We start from the raw sequence: 18684 nt of genomic DNA, 5'->3' as shown, positions 1-18684 counted from the left end.
GAAGGCGATGCCGCCCAATCTTCGATAGAGGAAGACCGTGCAAGTTCGCCAGTCACCCCTAGTCGGCTTTCCGGGCAGTTCACATGGCGGCCAATTTTTCGCGCAACCGGTCGACAGCCTCGGGATTAGCCAATGCTGAGAGGTCGCCGGGATCCTTGTCCTCGAACACGGCGCGTAAAATGCGACGCATGATCTTCATATTGCGGGTGCGCGGCAGATCATCGACGAACAAAACCATTTCCGGGCGATAAGACGGGCCCATCCCTGCGACGATGGCCAACGACAGTTGGTTTTCGAGGCTCCGATCGCCCATGACGCCCGGCATCGGCACGCAGGCACACACGATGGCCGAGCCCTTGACTGGATGTGGAATGCCGAACACTGCGGCTTCCGCAAGCTTGCCGGTCGCGATCAGAATGCCTTCAAGTTCCGATGGCCCGGTGCGCTTGCCCGCGATCTTGATGGTGTCGTCGGAGCGGCCGAGAATGTAGTAGAGCCCGTCGAGGCCGCGCATCGCGAAATCGCCATGAACCCACAATCCGGGCAGTGTGCTCCAATAGCTTTCGATATAGCGCGCATCGGCCTTCCACAGGCTCTTGGTCAGTCCAATCGAAGAATGCCGCAGGACCAGTTCGCCGACCGTCCCATCGGGGACGCGCTGCCCCGCCTGATCCACGATATCGGCGCCCACGCCCAGCGCGGGTCGCGCGAAAGAGCCCGGGTTCATCGGGTGATTAGGCGTCCCCGTGAAGATGCAGCCACCGACTTCCGTGCCGCCCGACATGTTGATGATCGGGATCTTCTTCTTGCAAACCTGCTCGAAAAACCACAGCCAAGGCGCTGTGGTCCACGCTTCGCCTCCGGAGGCCGTCATCCGCAGGCTGGAAAGATCGTAGGATTCGACTTCGAGCCCGTAACGCATCAGACCGCGCACGATCGTCGGCGAAACACCTAGGTAGGTCACCCGATGTTCGGCGATTAGTCGCCAGAAACGCCCCGTATCCGGATAGTCCGGAGTACCTTCGACTACCAGCAAGCTACCACCGGCGAAGCTCGGGACGCAGGCGCACATCGAGCCCACCATCCAGCCCATATCGCTGAAGAAGAAAAACCGATCCGTCGATTTGAAATCGCCGCAGATGATCGTATCGCGGGTCACCATGGATCCGATGAAACCGATATGGTTCCAAACGCATCCCTTCGGTTCGCCCGACGTGCCCGAGGTGTAGAGCAGGATCGCAGGGTCTTCCGCCTGCATCTCGGCGGTTTCAATCATGCCGCCCTTGCCGGCGATGGCATCATCCCACCAGATATCCCGGTCCTTCCGCATCGGCGTATCGATCGCAAGACTGCCGCGACGCGCGACGATCACGTGTTTTACGGTCGGCGAGGCCTCCAGGGCCATGTCGAGCACAGATTTGAGCGGCCCCGAAGTACCGCGCCGCCATGTCCCGTCAGCGGTGATGACGGCCTTTGCTTCTCCATGATTCAAGCGGGTCTGAATCGGCGCATGGCCAAACCCGGAGAACAGCGGCATGACGATCGCGCCGAGTTTCAGGATGGCAAAGAACGCGACGAACGTCTCCGGCAGATTCGGCATGTAGATTGCAACCACGTCGCCGCGTCCGATTCCGATATCGTGGAGCCCCTGCGCCAATCGCCCGACTTCGCGGTCGAATTCACGGTAGCTCAGCGAGCGGCGTTCACGCTTGTCTTCGCCTTCCCAGACGAGGAACGTCTGGTCCCACACCGCGGTATCCCGATGCTTGTCGAGGCAATTTAGCACGATATTGGTGGTGCCGCCGACGCACCAGCGCGCCCACGCCTGACCGCTGGAAACATCCAGCATCTGGTTGTAGTTGCGGTAAAATCTCACATCGCAGAACTTGAAGACTTCCTGCATCAGCCATGCGGGATCGGCTTCGGCTCTTGACGCGAGTTCGTCATAATCGCTTTGCCCGGTGGTACGCAGAAACGCCGTCAAATTGCTTGCCTCCGCCAGTTCCGATGGCGGCGTCCAGATATACGGCGTGGCGTCGTTCATGTCTGTCATCTGGGCTATCTCACGCTTAAGTGCGTTACTTCTTGAGCAGCGGGCAGGCGCTTTCTTCCGGCGTCACGAAAGCATCCTTGCCGGGGATCACCTGAACCAGTTTTTCGTAGTCCCATGCCCCTCTCGATTCAGCGGGCGACTTGGCCTGCACCAGATACATGTCATGGATCAACTGGCCGTCTTCGCGCAGCGACGCGTTGCGGGCGAAAAAATCCTCGATAGGCATCGACTTCAATTGCGCGATCACCTTCGGACCGTCGTCAGTGCCGGACTTTTCGATGGCCTTGAGATAATTGGTCACCGCTGAGTAAAGCCCGGCATGAACCATATTCGGTCGCTTGCCGGTCTTGTCCATGAACTTCTTGGCGAAGACCCGCGTTTGGTCGTCGAGATCCCAATAGAAGCCGGTTGTCACCAGCAGCCCTTGCGCTGCCTGCAATCCAATAGCGTGGATATCGCTGCTCTGCATCAGGAACACCGCCAGGCGCTGCTTGCCTTTGGTGAGTCCGAATTCCTGAGCCTGCCGGATCGAGTTTGCCAGGTCGCCGCCAGTGTTGGCGAACGCGACGACGTCGGCCTTGGAGTTTTGCGCCTGCAGGATATAGGACGAGAAGTCCATACTGTTGAGGGGATAGCGAACTTCACCGGCGATAGCGCCGCCGAGCCTTTCCACCGTCTTGGCCGCATCATTGCGCAACGCATGTCCGAAAGCGTAATCGACGGTCAAGAAATACCAACTTTTGGCGCCTTCCATGACGAGCGCCCGCGCCGTGCTATTGGCGAGTGCGTAGGTGTTGTAGATCCATTGCACGGAATTTGGCGAACACGCTTTGCCGGTAAGATCCGACGAACCTGCCGAAGCAACCAAAATAGCCTTGTTTTTCTGCTTGGCTAATTCCAGCACGGCAAAGGCCACAGCCGAGTTGACGAGGTCGACGATGACGTCGACCTTTTCATTTTCGTACCAGCGCCGCGCGATGGCGGCACCGACGTCCGCCTTATTCTGGTGGTCGGCGTCCACCATGACGATCGGCTTGCCGGCGACCTTGCCGCCGAAATCCGCGATTGCCATCCGAACGGCTTCTACCGACAACGGACCGGCGGCATCGGCGTAAACGCCGCTCAGATCCGTCAGCACGCCGATCTTGACGCTGTCATCCGATATTTGTGCACGCGCCGATGTTGTCATCAGCGTCGCGACCCAGACGAGGGTAAATAAGTTCAGGATGTTCCTCATGGTTTCCTTCCAGGTGTTGTTCAGAGCCTGTTTGGCTATTTTTTTGGTTGTGGAGCGCAAATCGAGAGTTTTCGGCCATGAGGCCGGATCCTCGCTGCTCGGAGCGTGTGCTTCTGGATCTTGTGCTGTTGTCATCGGCGGCGCATCGACATAGGCGATCCACGCCGGCAGTTTGCCGTGGGCCAATGCGCTCGCGCAGAAATCAAATACGGCTTGGCCGCAACTGCCGAGCCGGGCGCTTCCGCAGAGATGAACGCGACGACTCCCTCCTGAAGCATGGGATCGTGGCGCGGAACAACGGCAGATTGCCGAACGCAAAGATCCAGGTTAACGACGCTTCGACTTCCGCAGCCGGTATTTTTATGTCGGCGCAGCGGATCATGGGGTTGAGGCGCGGTTCGCGGGATTGATCGGCCTGATCGACACGCCGATGCCGTTCAGCGCCAACAAGCGAACCAAAACGACCGGGTGATTCTCGATCGGTCTTCCGATGTGGTGGCCACGGACGTAACTGGCGGCGCAACAGTGCGCCTGCGGTGCCGCCGCCACGATCGCTGCGCAACCAAAGCGGGCGCGGTTAGACAAATAGTTTAGGTCGATGCGCGGAGCGACACAGACAGACGAGCTGAAAGGCGCGGCGCCTGCTGTCGATACGAAGATGCTGTGGGGCATGTGCGTGGGAACCAAACGCTGAAACGTGAGATAAAATCGCGCGCAGAAACCAATTCCGCGTGGCTGGCTAATAGGGCGGGCGTTCCGAACCAATGTCAAACAATTAAAGAGTTCTATAAAACTCATATGCATTTTGGGCTTCAGTTTGTCGGATTTGACCCTAGCCCAGCGGACAGAAGTCTTCCGAGTTGGGCAGCGTGAGCGCCTCGTATTGGAGCCGAAAGCATTCTGACATGATGAGCACGATCGCAGGTTCGACAGCTTGCTTTCGAGCCTTGGACAAGACGTCGCTGTGTCAGCGTGACATGTGACTCATAAGACCGTTACATCAACCAAAATGAGTGAGTAATTCCGAAGCGAGTGCGACTCATAAGATTGCAGTGCTTTTGACGGGGGTGCACGTAAGAGTTGGTCCGTTGTCGCCACTTCGAGCGCATCAGAGGGCTTGCTGAGGGCTCAAACGACCGTCGAGAACAGGTGATCGCTCAAACGGGGGCTGACACGGGGCGTGGTGATAACCTGGCGGACGCCTTAGAAAACTAAAGATCCACGATCGTGGCTTCCGCTTCGCCGAGGTTTCCGGACTGTGCATGCTCGAAGCGCTACGGGACCGCGGCTCTCTGTTCGAGCCGGGCGTCCAGAGGCCGTAGCCTGTCGGCTACGTCGAGGGCGTACACCCCTGCACTTATCTCCGAAGCGTTCAGCCCGTCACGGCCTGTTTGAAGCCGGCCGTAGATCGTAGAGTACGCCGTGAACCCGTCATGGCCGGCTCCCGCCGACGAGGCAAGGCCGGATATATCGATGACACGAACATTCGCGGTCCTGGCCCCTGAGATGACGCGGGGGTCGTCGATGTCCGCCGCTCCAGCCCGGAGTTGTCCCCCCGCGAGAAACCTGGAGAACGACAGAGCCTGGTCTTCTTTGGAAACAAGCACTGTGATGGGCGAGCGCAGGCGGCCAATGACGCGCAATTGTTGAAGGAACACCTCGACGTCAATGTCCGGCGCCGCGAGCGTTACGTCGTTGAGCTTCTCGACAGTTCGAACGTCCGACGCGATACGAATTTGCCGAACGGCTTCCATGGTTAGCCAAGACCCCATGCTATGCGCGACGAGCTTGACACCCCTCACCCCACGCTCGGCCGCGAGACGCGTGACAAGATGGGCGAGCGCGTCACGCGAGAGCGTCACCGCATCCTTGTCGGCGATATAGCCGGTGAGTTCTGCCCTTGACGGCCAAGAGAATAGAACCGCGGACCGACCCGCACTCGAGTCAGCAACGAGCTGAGCCGTCCGAAACAGCGACTCTTGAAAACTATTGTTGTAACCGTGAACGAAGATGCCGACGTCGCGGCCAAGTGAATCACCGCGAGCAGCAGCCTGCCCGATTTCGACAAGGAACTTCTCTTCATCGAGACGCTCTGCCGAAACGACTGAAAAATGCCTCGCTGGGTCAGGAGCATTTGTTGGCCACTCAATCTCGGTTGGCGTATGAGTGGGAGGGATGGAGATCACATAGCGGAAGTACGCCGGCGTTGGAGCGCCACCTTCGGCGAGAGGCACCGGCGCTTCAGGCTGCGCAGCACGAGTGCTCGCGACGAAGACCTTCACAAGTTTCACAGCGCCGACGCTCGGAACGGGCTCGAGCACCCACGGCCCGGGCCGACGCGCGCAGCCACCAAGCAAGATGGCGCAAATTACGATCAAAGCTGTCACATTATGGCGAGCCGACCGTCGTCGGCACCTCATCGATGCCGCTCCCCCCATAAAGTCGTGATCCCGGCGGTTCGTCGGCGCGTCAGCTATGCCACCAATAAAATCTAACCCGCCACAGTCGCAGGTTAACGCCGAACCGAGTTCGACCAAACGCAACGGTCACCACACCACCGCAGTAGCCCCAGCGCCTGAACGGGGACGATCGTTAAATCGATTCGATTCTGTTGTCGGAGTCCGACGTGCGTACATGAGCAGCAAGCAAGGCAAACACTCCTAGCGTTGAAATAAGCTAACGAGGTTGCATCCTGGCCGATAGTCCGCCGTTTAGGAACGCTCCGTTCCGAATATGGCAACGCCAGTTTCAATCCATGGCGGCACGGCGCGCTTCGCGCGTGCGAATTCGCTCGGCGCTGGGCCTATCGCACTCGGGCCAAATGCGGCGTTTTCGACCCTTCGACCGAGCCGAGAGTATCTGGCTTACAGAACAGACAGCTTCAATGCCGCCATGAGAGGAAGCGATTTCCTCAGCAAGTTCATGCTCTAAATAGCCGAAGTGCGACACGACCATTCCGCTCGAATGCGTCGTCGCTTCCAAGGCCGGCTGTCAACATTCTAGACCGTGTATTACTTCAGCAGTGCCGAAGGGAAGTCTCGAAAGCAAGGAGGACCACATGCACCTTCGGAGACGCCGCGCATCCTACGACACGATCAGCAGATGGGGACATCGGTTGTAGTGGTTCTCAGTGCAGGGCTTTCCGGTCAATGATGTCTTACGACCTAGACGCAGTTCTTTCGGAGCGGCATCAGCCCCTTGTCATCGAAACCGAAACGTTCCTGATGTCGCCCTCGGAGGTTATCAATATTGACTGCCTGTTTCCGGATGTCGTGAGCGCTAGGTTTGCATTGAACCCGGGCGCATCGACGGTTGCAGTCATTCGGCTTCCTTGAGCACTTCCTTGCAGGCTTCCGCTGATACCACGGGATGCCTCAGTCCATGACCCGGACAGGCGCCCTCCCTCGCCGAAGACATCGCTGATCAGCTCGAACTTGTAGCTGTCGCTTGCGCAACGAAGCGTCTGCCGTAGTGTCGCTCCGTCGGGAGATACACGGTACGTCGCACGGCAACGCAACCGCTCCTTCGAACCATCCGACATTGAAATACTTCCGTTTCCGGACCACAAGCCCGCGAAGCCCGAGAACGGAGCCGACTGCGCGTTCGCCGGCGCAACCACAAATACGAGGAATGATGCAGCTGCGACATGTCGAAGTTGTCTCTGGAGTGACATTTTAGATCCTATCGATAAAATCAAGTTCGTTGCGGCTCTCGTTCTCTTTTACACTTTGAATCCCGATCGGCCGGTCGAGGTCGATTAGCGATCGGGGCTCAGTCCAACACGTGGCAGACTCACACTAGAACCAAGCGACGTCCGAACCAGACCAAGCTCACATCCCTCGTCTCGAAAACAAAGCGCCATGCCGCCTTACAAGCCGGTTGACCCGAACGAGAGGCCGCCGCCACCGATGTCGATGGCCTTCGCGCCCCGACAGAAGCTGTCTGAGTGCTCGATCGCGGCATAGCAATCTCAATGGGCGGCTGAGCTTGATTTGCGTGGCATCGGCAGATGCTAGTTGACCTCGGCCGATATGCTACGCAGCCCGATGAGTCCCGCGGGGCTCAATTGTCCCCGTAATAGCTCCCGAAGTATTTAACGGGTGACCAACTCGGGAGAATCTCGGGAAGTTTTGGAGATAGAACGCTATAGTCCTGTGCACCAAACACAACCTTACCGTCCATAATAGTCAGAACAGAAGAGACGGATTTGATCTGATCCTCCGGTACGGAAAAGTAATCTCTGTCGAGAATAGCGAAATCCGCGAGATTGCCCGGGGCGATTAAGCCCATTTCGGATTCTGCATTCGTGAACCACGCTGGACCACTGGTAAACAGTTTCAGTGCTTCAGCGCGGGAGAGACGGTTGTCCTTGGCAAGAACTTCGGATCCGGACACAGACTTTCCAGATACCATCCAGCTAATGCCGACCCAAGGGTTGAACGTGGCAGCCCGAAAGGCGTCGGTAGTCATGGCCAGTGGGATGCCGCTATCGACGAGCATGCGCAAACGAGGGGTACTCAAAGCCTCCTCGCGGCTATGGGTCTTTATGAAACCATCGGCGTGCAGCGCCATTTTGGCGTCCAGAGCGATGCCGCCACCCAGCTTTTTCACCCGATCAATGTTCTCCGGACTAATGGTCTCAGCGTGTTCGAGACTCCATCGCAAGCCATCAAGCGGGATTGTTTCGTTCACCTTCTCCAGAGCGTCGAGAAAGGGGGAGATGTTCTCGTTGTAGGTGGTGTGCATGCGGAACGGGATGCGCCGCCCTACCAGCTTCCTCACGTCCTGCTCGACGAAGCGCCGCATCTTCTCCGGCTCGATGATGACCGCCGGACGATCGAAGTTCTCATGATCGTGCACTTCTCCGTTCAGAACCTCCCCAGCCCCTCGATATTCATGGCCATGTGCCAGGGTGGGGTGCAGGTTTTGTCCTGGGCTTAGCGGGGCCGTTTTCGTGATCGCCTCGAGTTCCAAATCCACCATGTTTACCGGCCCGCCTTTGCCGAGTTGCAAATCCACAAAGGGCATGCGCACATTGAGACGGTTGTCTCGTGCAAGCACGTCTACCCTTCCCTGAGCTTTGGGGTATTCCCATCTACCGCCGTTATCGATGATCGAGGTCACGCCGAACCGGTTCAGACCGCGGATGCTGTAGATCAACGAACTCACTTCTTCGTCGAACGTGGGCTGTGGGACCATGGTCTCCAATGCGAGAAACAACCAAGTGTTGCCGTGGACCACGCCGGTGTATTGTCCACGGCTGTCCCTTTCGAATTCGGTGCCCGGCACCTTGGGGAACCGATCGGTGCCTATACCAAGAACCTCCATCGCCCGCTTGTTCAAAAAGGCGCGATTGTAGGCATACTGTACTATCAAGGGCCGATTGGGGACGGCCTTGTGCAATTCGTCTATCGTAGGAAAGCGGTTCTCCTCAAATTGGTAGGGGGACCAGCCTCCAATCACTTTGACCCATTGGCCCTCCGGCGTGCGTTCGGCCTGCTCGCTCAGCATCGTCAATGCCCGACGCAGCGTCGGCGTGCCATCCCATCGTACATTGTAGTTATAGGCCATGTCGTTGAGGACATGAATATGAGCATCGACGATGCCGGGGATGAGCCTGCGGCTGCGAGCATCAATCACCTTGGTCTCGGATTGCTTTAGGCCGAGAATATCTCCGTCGGAGCCGACGGAATAGATGCGGCCTTTCTTGACGGCCAAAGCCGAAGCCTCGGGCTGCGCACGGTTGCCGGTGAAGATCTTTGCGTTAAAAACGATCAGGTCAGCGCCAGGATCATTTTGCGTCGATTGCGCCTGAATCGCAGAGAACGGAAGAATCGTCACAAACGCGATTAATATGCCTCTGATCATTTTACCCCATTCGGCTAATTTTAAGGTCGATCGGCCTCGCTAGACCGTAGTCGCCATAACAAGTTCCTCATCGCATTGAGGCAGGTGGCGAGCATCGACGTCTACCGTTTGCCAGCTCGCAACTCACGGCGGTCAGCCACTCGTCAACGTGCTCGGTGCGCGCTCAGCCCGTTCCCATGCGCTAAAAAGCGCCATCCAAGTCCTCGCATGCCGTTGTCGCAAGTTGGCTTGTTGGATGACACGCGCCCTTATGACGATGCCTAAACGGCCAATACCATTGACGTTCATTCGACGGTAGTTAGTTGCAGCGATACACCGTGTCGCGGAATCGGGAACGAGCCGATGACTTGCACTAGACGATAGCACATGGCCGAATGCGCCAACCGAGCGCCGACTTCAGGAACGTCAGGCTATCGCGTGATAGCGGTCTGATGAATTGCGACCTGCGCGCGTACGGACTACCCGCGTTCACGCTGGGGCCGAACGGGCCGCTGATGATGTCGTAAAGTCTGATGAGGTCGCAGCTTCGGCTTCGGAGACGAAGCGACATTCGCTTCGGACCCGATGACCTTATCATAACCGACGTATCGGTCGGCGTTCCTCTCGCTGCGACACAGTTTGACACTTCTCGCTGCTACGAGATGTCCACTCGAGCACCAGATTGCTCGAGATGGGGCTTCACCCGCCGCTCGTAATCTTTACGTGGGCCGCTCGGGTGTTCGAATCACGATACTAGAAGGGCAGGTTATGATTGATCTGAGTGGAAAGCGTGCATTGGTGACAGGCGCGTCGCGGGGCATTGGGGCGGCCATCGCGTTGGCGCTGGCCGAGAACGGCGCGGACGTCGCATTCACCTACCAGCACTCGACCGAGAAAGCGCAAAAGGTGGCCGATTCGATCAGAAGCGCCGGGCGTCGTGTGATCGCGATTGAAGCCGACAGCGCTCACCCGGGAGCCATCATGCGCTCCGTGAGCGAAGCCGTATCGGCGCTCGGTGGGCTCGACATCCTCGTCAATAGCGCAGCTATCGGACACAACGGTATGATTGCCGATATCGACGTTGCGGAATTCCAAACCCTGATGGATGTCAATGTACGAGCGCCGGTGCTGTTCGCGAAGGCAGCTATTCCTCATCTTTGCGAGGGAGGACGCATCATCTCGATCGGTTCGGGGCTGGGAGAGCGAGTCCCGTTCGCTGGCGTGACCGCCTATGCGATGTCGAAGGCGGCGCTCACTTCCTTCACCCGCGGCCTTTCGCGCGAACTCGGACCGAAAGGTATCACTGTGAATCTTGTACAGCCCGGATCGACCAATACCGATGCAAATCCGGCGGACGGCCCTGGTGCCGAGTTTCAGCGCAACTTGTCGTCTTTGGGGCGCTTCGGTGAGCCGCACGAAGTCGCGAACGCCGTGGTGTTTCTCGCCAGCCCCGCTGCGAGCATAATTACGGGCGCTATCCTAACCGCGGACGGGGGTGCGATCGCGTGAAACTGGCGCTGGCATTGGAAGATCACTAAACGTCTCGCGCAGGACGAGCCATCCACTGGACTACCTGAAAGTTGAGACAAAGAGGAATGGGCTTGCTCCTCGTCGAACAGAACGTCGACGTAGCTTTCGAGATCACAGACCGGGCGTGCTTATGGCCCCCGCCGGATCGTTCACGAGATTGGCGCCGGAGAATGGAGGCGTTCCTGTCGGATGAGGGCAAGCGCCTATCTCGGAGTTCATTGATGCCTTGAGTGTCTCCCCGTGTGCCTTGGTTTCCGAGGCACACGGTTAATTCTCCCGATAAGTCATACGAACCGCTTTACCGTGATCTCCTCCAGATCGAGTTCCTGCTCGATTGCGTGGAGCACGCTGTCGTGGATTTGGTCGTCTCGATGCATCCGCAGCAATTCTTTGCGACCGGCGGAAATAGCTGCCAAGACGGCCGTAAAGTGATCCGCGCGGTGCGCCGTCAATATTTCGGGCTCCTCCGAGAATCGCGCCGACGCCCTTACCCGGTAGGAATATTGCTCCATCAAGCGAGGATGACGGTGGCTTCCGTCCGGTTCGAGTGACTCTTTTTCGACCGCCGCCAACTGAGCGGCAGCAATGCGAGCACGGGCATCGGCCTCAGAGAGTTTCGAATTGTGCAACGAGCTGATCCTGGCTCCTGAGAGCAGTCGTACGAGCGGCGCTAGGGTAGAGCCTTGCAGAAGAACCGTCGCGAGGATAACCGCGAACGTCACCGCCAGGATGAGGTCTCGACCGGGAAAGGCCTCGGGAAGTGAAAGGGCCGCGGCGAGACTGACCACTCCCCGAATCCCCGCCCAACTCATGATGAAGGGCACGGATAGCGGAGGATAGGGATCGCGCGCACGGAGCATGGGGATCAACGCGCGAGGAATGTAAGTCGTCGGGAAGATCCATGCGAACCTCGCGACGATCACGGCCGCGACGATCGCCATGGTTGAGGGCAGGAGCTCGAGCAAGGCTTCTGATCCGCCGAGCCTGATCAACATGCCGCGGAGTGAAAGGCCTATCAGGACGAAAATCAGGGATTCCAGCAGGAAGACAACGACCCCCCAGACCGCCGCCGATCGCGTGCGAGTGACGGCCGACAAGAGATCATGCTGCCGCCACCCCATAAGCATGCCGCACGATACCGTGGACAGCACTCCGGAAACGCCGATCTTCTCCGCCGCGATATACGAGATCCACGCGGTCAGGAATCCCCAGACGACGGAGAGGTCTGCATCGTCGATCCGCTTGAGGACAAAAATGGATACGTTGGCGAAAGCTACCCCCAACCCCACTCCGCCCGCTGTGAGCCACGAAAACTGAAGCACAGCATGGGTTGGGCTGAATATGCCTGTTAGGGTTGCGGCGACCGCGAGCCGGAAAAGAACCAGCCCGGACGCGTCGTTCACTAAGCTTTCTCCCTCCAACAGCACGATGACTCGTTGCGGCAGAGGCAGTTTCTGGAGTATCGCCTTCGCCGCTACGGCGTCTGGCGGCGAGACTATCGCGCCTAGAGCGAAGCAGGCTCCCCATGGAAGGGTCGGTTGCACCAGGTGCGCCACCACCCCGACGACCAGCGTCGTAAAAACAACGGCTCCCACGGCAAGTTGCATTATGATTCTTATGTCCGCGCGGAAATCCCGCCAGGCGGTGAACCATGCGCTGGCCATCAACAACGGCGGCAGGAAAAGGACCATCACTAGATCGGGATCGAGTTCGATGTTTGGAGTTCCCGGGATCATGGCAAGACCGATCCCACCGGCGATAAGCGCCGCGGCACGAGGAAGCTGAAGCCGCTGCGCGAGCATTTCGAGAACAACGATCATAGCGATGAGCAAGAGCACGATCTCGAAGCGAGTGACGGAGGACATGTCTTCCTTGTCTGGACTTGCCTATCAACAGGCCTGATTGAGCAGTCATTGCGACTGGGACGGGCTCGGCCTGATCCAAGAGGAGCCGGCGAGAGCTTTTGCCCGTTGTGTCTCGTCTAGTGAGCAAAAGCGTCTCAGCCTGCCCAACAGCGGCTGCGTCGCGAACATAGCGCGCTTTTAAGGCTACCCCAGTTTGGAAAGGCGAAATCTGCGTTCCACTTTGCACGACACAGAGGATCAAGTCGTGCGACTACCGCGTTTGGTCCCAAAGCGATATGCGGCGAGCAGTTGGAGCGTCATGGTGGGCGCTCCCGGAAGAGCCGAGTCGATTCGGGATCGCCTGATCTCATCGCGATGGGAAAAGGCGGATAATGACGATCTCGATGCCGCAGTGCCCGAAGGTGCAGCGAGCGATCTTTTCAGCTAGGGGACCGGCTGCTTCGATATTCGCCCGCAGCGAGAAGCCGCTGACGGGAACTGGTTCGTGGCGCGAGAAAGAATCGCGGAGACCGTCGAAGTGGGTTTGGATATTTGCCCTGAGCATGGTCTCCTCTAGCGCATTGGCGGATTCGATCTGCCCCTCGCCGCCGCCCTATGCGCTGCTACGTCAGGATGAAGACTACAGCTATCTTCGTGACCCCGGGTGCAAACGCGATTTCGTAGATCCCATCAAGTTCATTTCTTTGAGTCCTCAAAAGGACCAGTATCTAACCCTGGGCGGTGAAGTTCGGGAGTGGTACGAGGGATTTAGGAACGCCAATTGGGGGGTGGGACCACAAGATCGCGACGGTTACCTCCTTCAGCGCATTTCAACTTACTCGGATTGGCATCTAGGAGACGGGATACGGCTCTTCGGGCAACTTTCCAGCGCGACATTAGTTGGACGCAACGGCGGGCCCCGCCCGGTGGATGAGGCTCAACTGTGGCTGGAACAGGCGTTTGCCCAGTTCGACGTGCCGGCCTTCTCGGGCGCGGATATTTCGGTCCGCCTTGGGCGGCAGGAGTTTCGATTCGGCTCTGGTAGATTCGTGGACGTGCGCGATGGACCGAACGTCCGGCGGGCATTCGATGGAGTCTCGGCTGTCTTGGATGTCGGCGGTTGGCACGCAACCGCGCTCGTCGCCCGACCAGTACTGAACCGACCGTCCGTGTTCGACGATCCGTCGGACACGCGCACGACGTTTTGGGGCCTCTACGCGACTAAGGCGGTCTCTTCGATGGGTGGCGGTCTCGATCTGTATTATCTGGGCATCAACAATCGCCAAGCTACCTTTGATCGCGGCACGGGAGACCAGCAGCGTCATACATTCGGCGCGCGGGCTTTCGGGTCGAAGGGAAACTGGGACTACGATTGGGAATTGACATATCAGGCCGGCAGTTTTGCGGGTCTTCCGTTAAGCGCCTATTCTTTCGCCACTGAAACGGGCTACACTTTCAAGTCCATACCATTCGCACCCCGCGTGAGTCTGAAAGCGGCGGCGACGAGCGGTGACGGCGGCCCGGCAAGTGATACATTCGGAACGTTTAGCGCTCTATTCCCCACAGGAATCTACTTCGGTCAAGCTGCAATCGGCTTGAACGGCGCTCCCAATCTGTTGGCGCTGGGTGCCACTTTCAAGGCCAATCTATCGGACTCAATTCAGCTGGGAATTGGCTACGACCTGTTCTGGAGAAATAGTCTACACGACGGCGTCTACGGGTTAGCCGGTAATTTGCTTCGGACGGGACAGGAGAGCCGCGAGCGCTACATCGGAGACCAGCTTTCGGCGTCGATCGTTTGGCGAGCCACCCGGCACGTAGACGTTTCGCTGGCCTATGCCTACTTTTTCGTTGGGCCGTTCCTGACCGCGAGCGCGATACCCGGTCGCGACGTCCAATATGGCTCGGCCTATGTGAGATTCAAGTTCTGAAAGAAATTCAGGCCAATCGCTGTGCTGCTCCGATGCCGTGATGTAGTGGCCGGCACAACGACTTCGTTGTCCCTCCCCTCAACCAGCCTTACTGCAGACTTTGATTACGCTGTGCATTGGAGAGGAGCTTCTCCACTGCGCGGTCGACGGATACGGTACCGGCCGAACTCGCCGCCGGCCCGAACGTATCGAAACTGTGGGGGATTTGAGTTCTTGAAGTCGATTACGCGCTGATACATCATTCGCAGCATTTTTTTGTGTGTATGCGTGTGTGTTCGACGTCTTCCTTTGATATTTGTGCGAACGCAAACCGGCCAGGAGCCGCGCCGCAGATTGCTTGACCTCGTCGATCGTGCAGTCGTACAGCCAGCACGCATTTCGGCAAGACTGTCGCCCGAAAAAAGGCATGACATGGCGCAACAAGTCTTGGACGCTTATGCCGACCAGGCGCAGTGGCTGCACAAAACCATCAAAGTTCACGGAGGTTAGTAGTGACAAAAAATTGCCCTGTTCTTACGTCGGCTGAAAGAAAGGCCGTCGACGCAATCAAACGTGCGGACATGGCGCTGGCTGCTGCGGTCTCTCTGGCTTTGGAAGAGGCGGTCAAACAGGCTACCGAAGACATGCGCGCAATCGATCAGGAAGACGCCGCGCCGGTGCGGGAATATTTTGCAGGCGTCGTTCATCAGCGAATGTATTGCCTGATGTGCGGTGCAGATCCGGACACTTTTGAAGGAGGCGATCCGGATATTGCATACCACGTCATCCGAAACAGTCAGAACATCGCCAGGCACTATTGGTCTGCGGACATCGAGCCCTACCCACCCAAGTAGTAAAGGGCTGTCATGTTACGACCCGCGCAAGCTGCTTCAGGCGCGACTGGATCCGGATGAGCAGGACCAGCAGTGACGGACGCGGGACAGATTGAATTGCGACGGAAAGCATCCTTCGCCGCCTGAAGACCCTCGCTATCGCGCCTATCTGGCGGTCGTTCAGCAGGACTGCATTTTATGGCGATCTACTGCATAGGTGCGAAGCCCAACGCCGAGGCGAAGCTATTAGCTCCGTTATAGACGCAGTGCAGGACGACACTAGGCCAAAGCGAACCCGTTGCACGAAAGAGAGTCGCGGAAAGAATACCGACCATGACCGCGACGGGCAGTATCACGCTCACGCCGTGCGCGAGGCCGAATATAATTGAGCTGAGAACGACGCCGGCAAACGCACCGTAGCGGTTAAGCGCATTCGCAACGACGCCCCTGAACAGGATTTCCTCGCCGAAGGGCGTGAAAATGGCGCCGCCCAGGAATGATAGGAGAAACGGAAGCGGGCCGCCCCGGGCGGCGGCATGCAGTATGCCTTGAGGGTCACTGCTTCCGAACCACGCCAGATATGTGAACTGTATGATCAGGTTGAGACCGTAGCCGACGATCCCCGCCCCAACTGCGGTCACGAGCCATCGGGATGGTACCGGCTTGAACCCGAACGGGCGCAGGGCGCGTATGCGCAGGCCGAATGCTGCAAAGAAAGCGCCGCCCCCGACAAAACCTCCCGCGGTCGAGCCGACAACCCCCAGGAGGACAGGATCGCCTTGGGGAAGAAGTCCCAGTAGCAAGGCGAACGCAAAAAGAAGCGTCGCATATGCCACGAGTCCAATCAATGTCTCTAGCAAGCCAGGTCTTTTCCATCGATCTTCTGTGACCATAATCACCCACAAGTAAGACAAGACGGTGCATGGGTATCTCGCTCTATCGGGTTAGATGCGCAGGACAACATTGCGTCAACTTTGGCTCGGTCGCGCTACTGAACCGCGATAAATTCCATCGGTAGATCGCTCCTCCGCTAGGCGCCGTGGCAATGGTGATGCGACCGCGATGATGATCTGCGACTTGCTTGACCAGGCTAAGACCCAGGCCGGCACCAGACAAGCGCGGCCGCGGCCGATGAAAGGGTTCAAGCACCCGCTCGTGTTCCTCCGCCGGAATACCAAGCGCTAGGTCGGCAGCGACGCTGCGCGCGAGGACCAGGAGGTCGATCCGGTCGCTCGGCGCGCCATGGTCCAATCGATGAAGATCGAGCAACTACTCGGAGAGGATTGCAGGCCGTGACGCGTCCGGCAAAAGCGACCATATGCCCTTATCGTTCCCGGCGTCGATCTTCATCTTCAAAATAGCGATCGGTGTTCGCAGCTCGTACGCGCTACCCACGCCTCATCGGAAGGTCGGCATCGGGCCGTCCGGCAGCGGAATGAACTCCACATTGTCGGCGTCGGGAAGCTTCATTCTCCCCGCCTTCCAATCCGAGGCCGCCTGCGCGAGGCGATCCTTCGAGGATGATACGAAATTCCAGTAGGTATACCGTTCGCCGACGGGCTCTCCTCCCAAGACCATCACTGAAGACTGCTCCAGGGCAAGCACGCGGGAGGCGATGGAAGCCAGCACCAGCATCTTGCCTGCCTCGTAGCGCTTACCATCCAGCTCCACCGCCCCTGTAGCGATGTACAGGGCGCGCTCTCTGTGGCCGCCCGGTATCTCGGCGGTCGCGCCGCGCGCCATATTGAGATGAACGTAAGACAGCGGCGAATGCGTCGTGGCACTCGCCGTCAGACCATAGGCGCTGCCGGCGATGAGTTGGCCTACCACGCCTGCTTCGTTCCACTGGGGAAGGTCGCTTCCGGAATAGTTGGAGAAGGACGGCGCGGTCTCTTCATGTTCGGTCGGTAGCGCGACCCAGGCCTGGACGCCATGCAAATGATCCCCTTGCAGTCTCGCTCGCTCGAGCCGCTCGCTGTGGGTAATGCCTCGACCTGCGGTCATCCAGTTAACCTCTTGCGGACGGATCGCTTGCTCGTAGCCGAGGCTGTCGCGGTGCATCACTTCGCCCGCAAACAAATAGGTGACGGTCGAGAGCCCGATGTGCGGATGTGGGCGAACGTCGAGGCTACGATCGACACCGGGCGCCAGATCGAGCGGTCCCATATGATCGAAGAAGACGAAGGGACCGACCATTCGACGCTTGGCGATCGGAAGCACGCGGCCGACTTCGAAGCCCCCGCCGAGGTCGCGACGTCGCTGTTCTATGACCATTTCAATCATTTCATCTCTCCTGATCGGTTCGGGCTATCGACGATGTCGGAATATTCGGGATGGTGTACGTAGTAGGCCGCCATGAAGGGGCAGCGCAGGACTACCTTGCGACCACTCACGCGGATCGCATCGAAGACGCCGCGTGCTAGCCGCGAGCCAACTCCCCGCCCAGAGAATTGCTGTGGGACCTCGGTATGGGTGAGGACGAGCCGGCCACCTTCGATGCGATAGTATACCGCCGCGATTTCGCTGCTGTCATCGAACGGAAGTTCGAAACGATGTTCGGTTGGATTGTCCCTAACCGCACTCATGCTCCGGCCTGGCCCTCGATGAACGACAGCAGATCGGCGTTGATGAGATCGGGATGCGTAGCGAACAGCCCATGTGACAGGCCTGGATAGGTCTTCAACGTGCCGTTCGGCAGCAGGTCGATTGCTTTGCGCGCGGTCGCGTCGATCGGCACCACCTGATCATCCTCGCCATGCATCAGCAGGACTGGCAAGGAAACGGCCCGAAGGTCCTCGGTGAAGTCCGTCTCCGAAAAGGCGGTGATGCAGTCGTAGTGGGCCTTGGCGCCGCCCATCATCCCCTGCCGCCACCAATTGCGGATCAGCCCCTCGCTTACGTCGGCGCCCTCACGGTTGAAGCCGTAGAATGGTCCGGCAGGGACATCGAGGTAGAATTGCGCACGGTTGCGGGCGAGCGCCTCGCGAAATCCGTCGAACACCTCCATCGGCAGGCCGCCAGGATATCGCGGTGTCGCCAGCATAATCGGCGGCACCGCGCCGATCAGCACCGCCATCGACACGCGGCCGGGCTCGCTGCGGGCGACATAGCGGATTACCTCCCCGCCGCCGGTTGAGTGTCCAACGTGGATCGCGTCTTTCAGATTAAGTTCTCGGACCAAGGCCGCGACGTCGGCCGCGTAGGTGTCCATCTCGTTCCCGGTATCGGTCTGGTCGGAGCGACCGTGCCCGCGTCGATCATGCGCAATGACGCGATAGCCCTTGCTTAGGAAGAACAGCATCTGAATGTCCCAATCGTCTGCGCTCAATGGCCAGCCGTGATGGAACATGATGGGCTTGGCCTCTCTCGGACCCCAGTCCTTGTAGAAGATCCGGGTACCATCCTGCGTTGCTAGTATCGCCATTTCCTC

At 58.6% G+C, this 18684-nt stretch carries 13 protein-coding genes; 3 read left to right on the top strand and 10 right to left on the bottom strand.

Features of this window, described 5'->3' with window-relative positions:
- Window positions 1–79 precede the first annotated feature (79 nt).
- The 4 genes from ABIB95_RS10540 to ABIB95_RS10525 all read right to left on the bottom strand — a co-directional run bounded on the left by ABIB95_RS10540 (window position 80) and on the right by ABIB95_RS10525 (window position 9158).
- Window positions 80–2053, bottom strand: coding sequence for an AMP-binding protein (locus tag ABIB95_RS10540; protein WP_354239165.1), 1974 nt, complete (start codon window positions 2051–2053; stop codon window positions 80–82).
- Window positions 2054–2078: 25 nt separating this feature from the next.
- A complete protein-coding gene (locus ABIB95_RS10535) occupies window positions 2079–3290 on the bottom strand; it encodes an ABC transporter substrate-binding protein (protein WP_502917816.1) in 1212 nt (403 codons plus the stop codon).
- 1274 nt (window positions 3291–4564) lie between these two features.
- On the bottom strand, window positions 4565–5611 hold the full coding sequence (locus ABIB95_RS10530) for an alpha/beta hydrolase (protein WP_354239161.1): 1047 nt from the start codon (window positions 5609–5611) through the stop codon (window positions 4565–4567).
- A gap of 1741 nt (window positions 5612–7352) precedes the next feature.
- Window positions 7353–9158, bottom strand: coding sequence for an amidohydrolase (locus ABIB95_RS10525; RefSeq protein ID WP_354239159.1), 1806 nt, complete (start codon window positions 9156–9158; stop codon window positions 7353–7355).
- A gap of 747 nt (window positions 9159–9905) precedes the next feature.
- Here ABIB95_RS10525 and ABIB95_RS10520 point away from each other — a divergent pair.
- Entirely contained in the window at window positions 9906–10646 is a 741-nt protein-coding gene (locus tag ABIB95_RS10520; protein ID WP_247312551.1) for an SDR family NAD(P)-dependent oxidoreductase, read from the top strand.
- A gap of 305 nt (window positions 10647–10951) precedes the next feature.
- On the opposite strand, the gene ABIB95_RS10515 is transcribed toward ABIB95_RS10520, so the two are convergent.
- On the bottom strand, window positions 10952–12532 hold the full coding sequence (locus ABIB95_RS10515; RefSeq protein ID WP_247312548.1) for a Na+/H+ antiporter: 1581 nt from the start codon (window positions 12530–12532) through the stop codon (window positions 10952–10954).
- 371 nt (window positions 12533–12903) lie between these two features.
- Between ABIB95_RS10515 and ABIB95_RS10510 the strand changes: the two genes are divergently transcribed.
- Window positions 12904–14442: an alginate export family protein gene (locus ABIB95_RS10510; RefSeq protein WP_354239156.1), complete on the top strand. Its 1539-nt coding sequence runs from the start codon at window positions 12904–12906 to the stop codon at window positions 14440–14442.
- A 491-nt stretch (window positions 14443–14933) separates the two neighbouring features.
- A complete protein-coding gene (locus tag ABIB95_RS10505; protein WP_247312543.1) occupies window positions 14934–15275 on the top strand; it encodes a hypothetical protein in 342 nt (113 codons plus the stop codon).
- 185 nt (window positions 15276–15460) lie between these two features.
- Here the strand turns inward: ABIB95_RS10505 and ABIB95_RS10500 are convergent, their stop codons facing one another.
- The 5 genes from ABIB95_RS10500 to ABIB95_RS10480 all read right to left on the bottom strand — a co-directional run bounded on the left by ABIB95_RS10500 (window position 15461) and on the right by ABIB95_RS10480 (window position 18678).
- Window positions 15461–16090, bottom strand: a complete 630-nt coding sequence (locus ABIB95_RS10500; protein ID WP_354239154.1) for a CPBP family intramembrane glutamic endopeptidase — start codon at window positions 16088–16090, stop codon at window positions 15461–15463.
- 100 nt (window positions 16091–16190) lie between these two features.
- On the bottom strand, window positions 16191–16505 hold the full coding sequence (locus ABIB95_RS10495) for an ATP-binding protein (RefSeq protein ID WP_256472344.1): 315 nt from the start codon (window positions 16503–16505) through the stop codon (window positions 16191–16193).
- A gap of 147 nt (window positions 16506–16652) precedes the next feature.
- Window positions 16653–17537 carry a pirin family protein gene (locus ABIB95_RS10490; RefSeq protein WP_354239152.1) on the bottom strand — a complete coding sequence of 295 codons (885 nt, stop codon included), beginning with the start codon at window positions 17535–17537 and terminating at the stop codon, window positions 16653–16655.
- Window positions 17534–17839: a GNAT family N-acetyltransferase gene (locus ABIB95_RS10485; RefSeq protein WP_354239150.1), complete on the bottom strand. Its 306-nt coding sequence runs from the start codon at window positions 17837–17839 to the stop codon at window positions 17534–17536. The genes ABIB95_RS10490 and ABIB95_RS10485 overlap by 4 nt, the downstream gene beginning before the upstream one ends.
- Window positions 17836–18678, bottom strand: a complete 843-nt coding sequence (locus ABIB95_RS10480) for an alpha/beta fold hydrolase (protein WP_354239148.1) — start codon at window positions 18676–18678, stop codon at window positions 17836–17838. Before ABIB95_RS10480 ends, ABIB95_RS10485 begins: the two co-directional genes overlap by 4 nt.
- Window positions 18679–18684: the final 6 nt, after the last annotated feature.

Origin of the sequence: Bradyrhizobium sp. LA2.1 (assembly GCF_040547725.1) — a bacterium.
GTDB classification, from domain to species: Bacteria; Pseudomonadota; Alphaproteobacteria; order Rhizobiales; family Xanthobacteraceae; genus Bradyrhizobium; species Bradyrhizobium barranii.
Note: the sequence above shows the minus strand (reverse complement) of the source record. Positions and strands in the feature narration are given on the sequence as shown.

Bases quoted from the DNA above. Each gene is read 5' to 3' on its own strand.
- ABIB95_RS10540 (WP_354239165.1), bottom strand. From the start codon at position 2,053: ATGACAGACATGAACGACGCCACGCCGTATATCTGGACGCCGCCATCG.
- ABIB95_RS10535 (WP_502917816.1), bottom strand. From the start codon at position 3,290: ATGAGGAACATCCTGAACTTATTTACCCTCGTCTGGGTCGCGACGCTG.
- ABIB95_RS10525 (WP_354239159.1), bottom strand. From the start codon at position 9,158: ATGATCAGAGGCATATTAATCGCGTTTGTGACGATTCTTCCGTTCTCT.
- ABIB95_RS10520 (WP_247312551.1), top strand. From the start codon at position 9,906: ATGATTGATCTGAGTGGAAAGCGTGCATTGGTGACAGGCGCGTCGCGG.
- ABIB95_RS10515 (WP_247312548.1), bottom strand. From the start codon at position 12,532: ATGTCCTCCGTCACTCGCTTCGAGATCGTGCTCTTGCTCATCGCTATG.
- ABIB95_RS10510 (WP_354239156.1), top strand. From the start codon at position 12,904: ATGACGATCTCGATGCCGCAGTGCCCGAAGGTGCAGCGAGCGATCTTT.
- ABIB95_RS10490 (WP_354239152.1), bottom strand. From the start codon at position 17,537: ATGATTGAAATGGTCATAGAACAGCGACGTCGCGACCTCGGCGGGGGC.
- ABIB95_RS10485 (WP_354239150.1), bottom strand. From the start codon at position 17,839: ATGAGTGCGGTTAGGGACAATCCAACCGAACATCGTTTCGAACTTCCG.
- ABIB95_RS10480 (WP_354239148.1), bottom strand. From the start codon at position 18,678: ATGGCGATACTAGCAACGCAGGATGGTACCCGGATCTTCTACAAGGAC.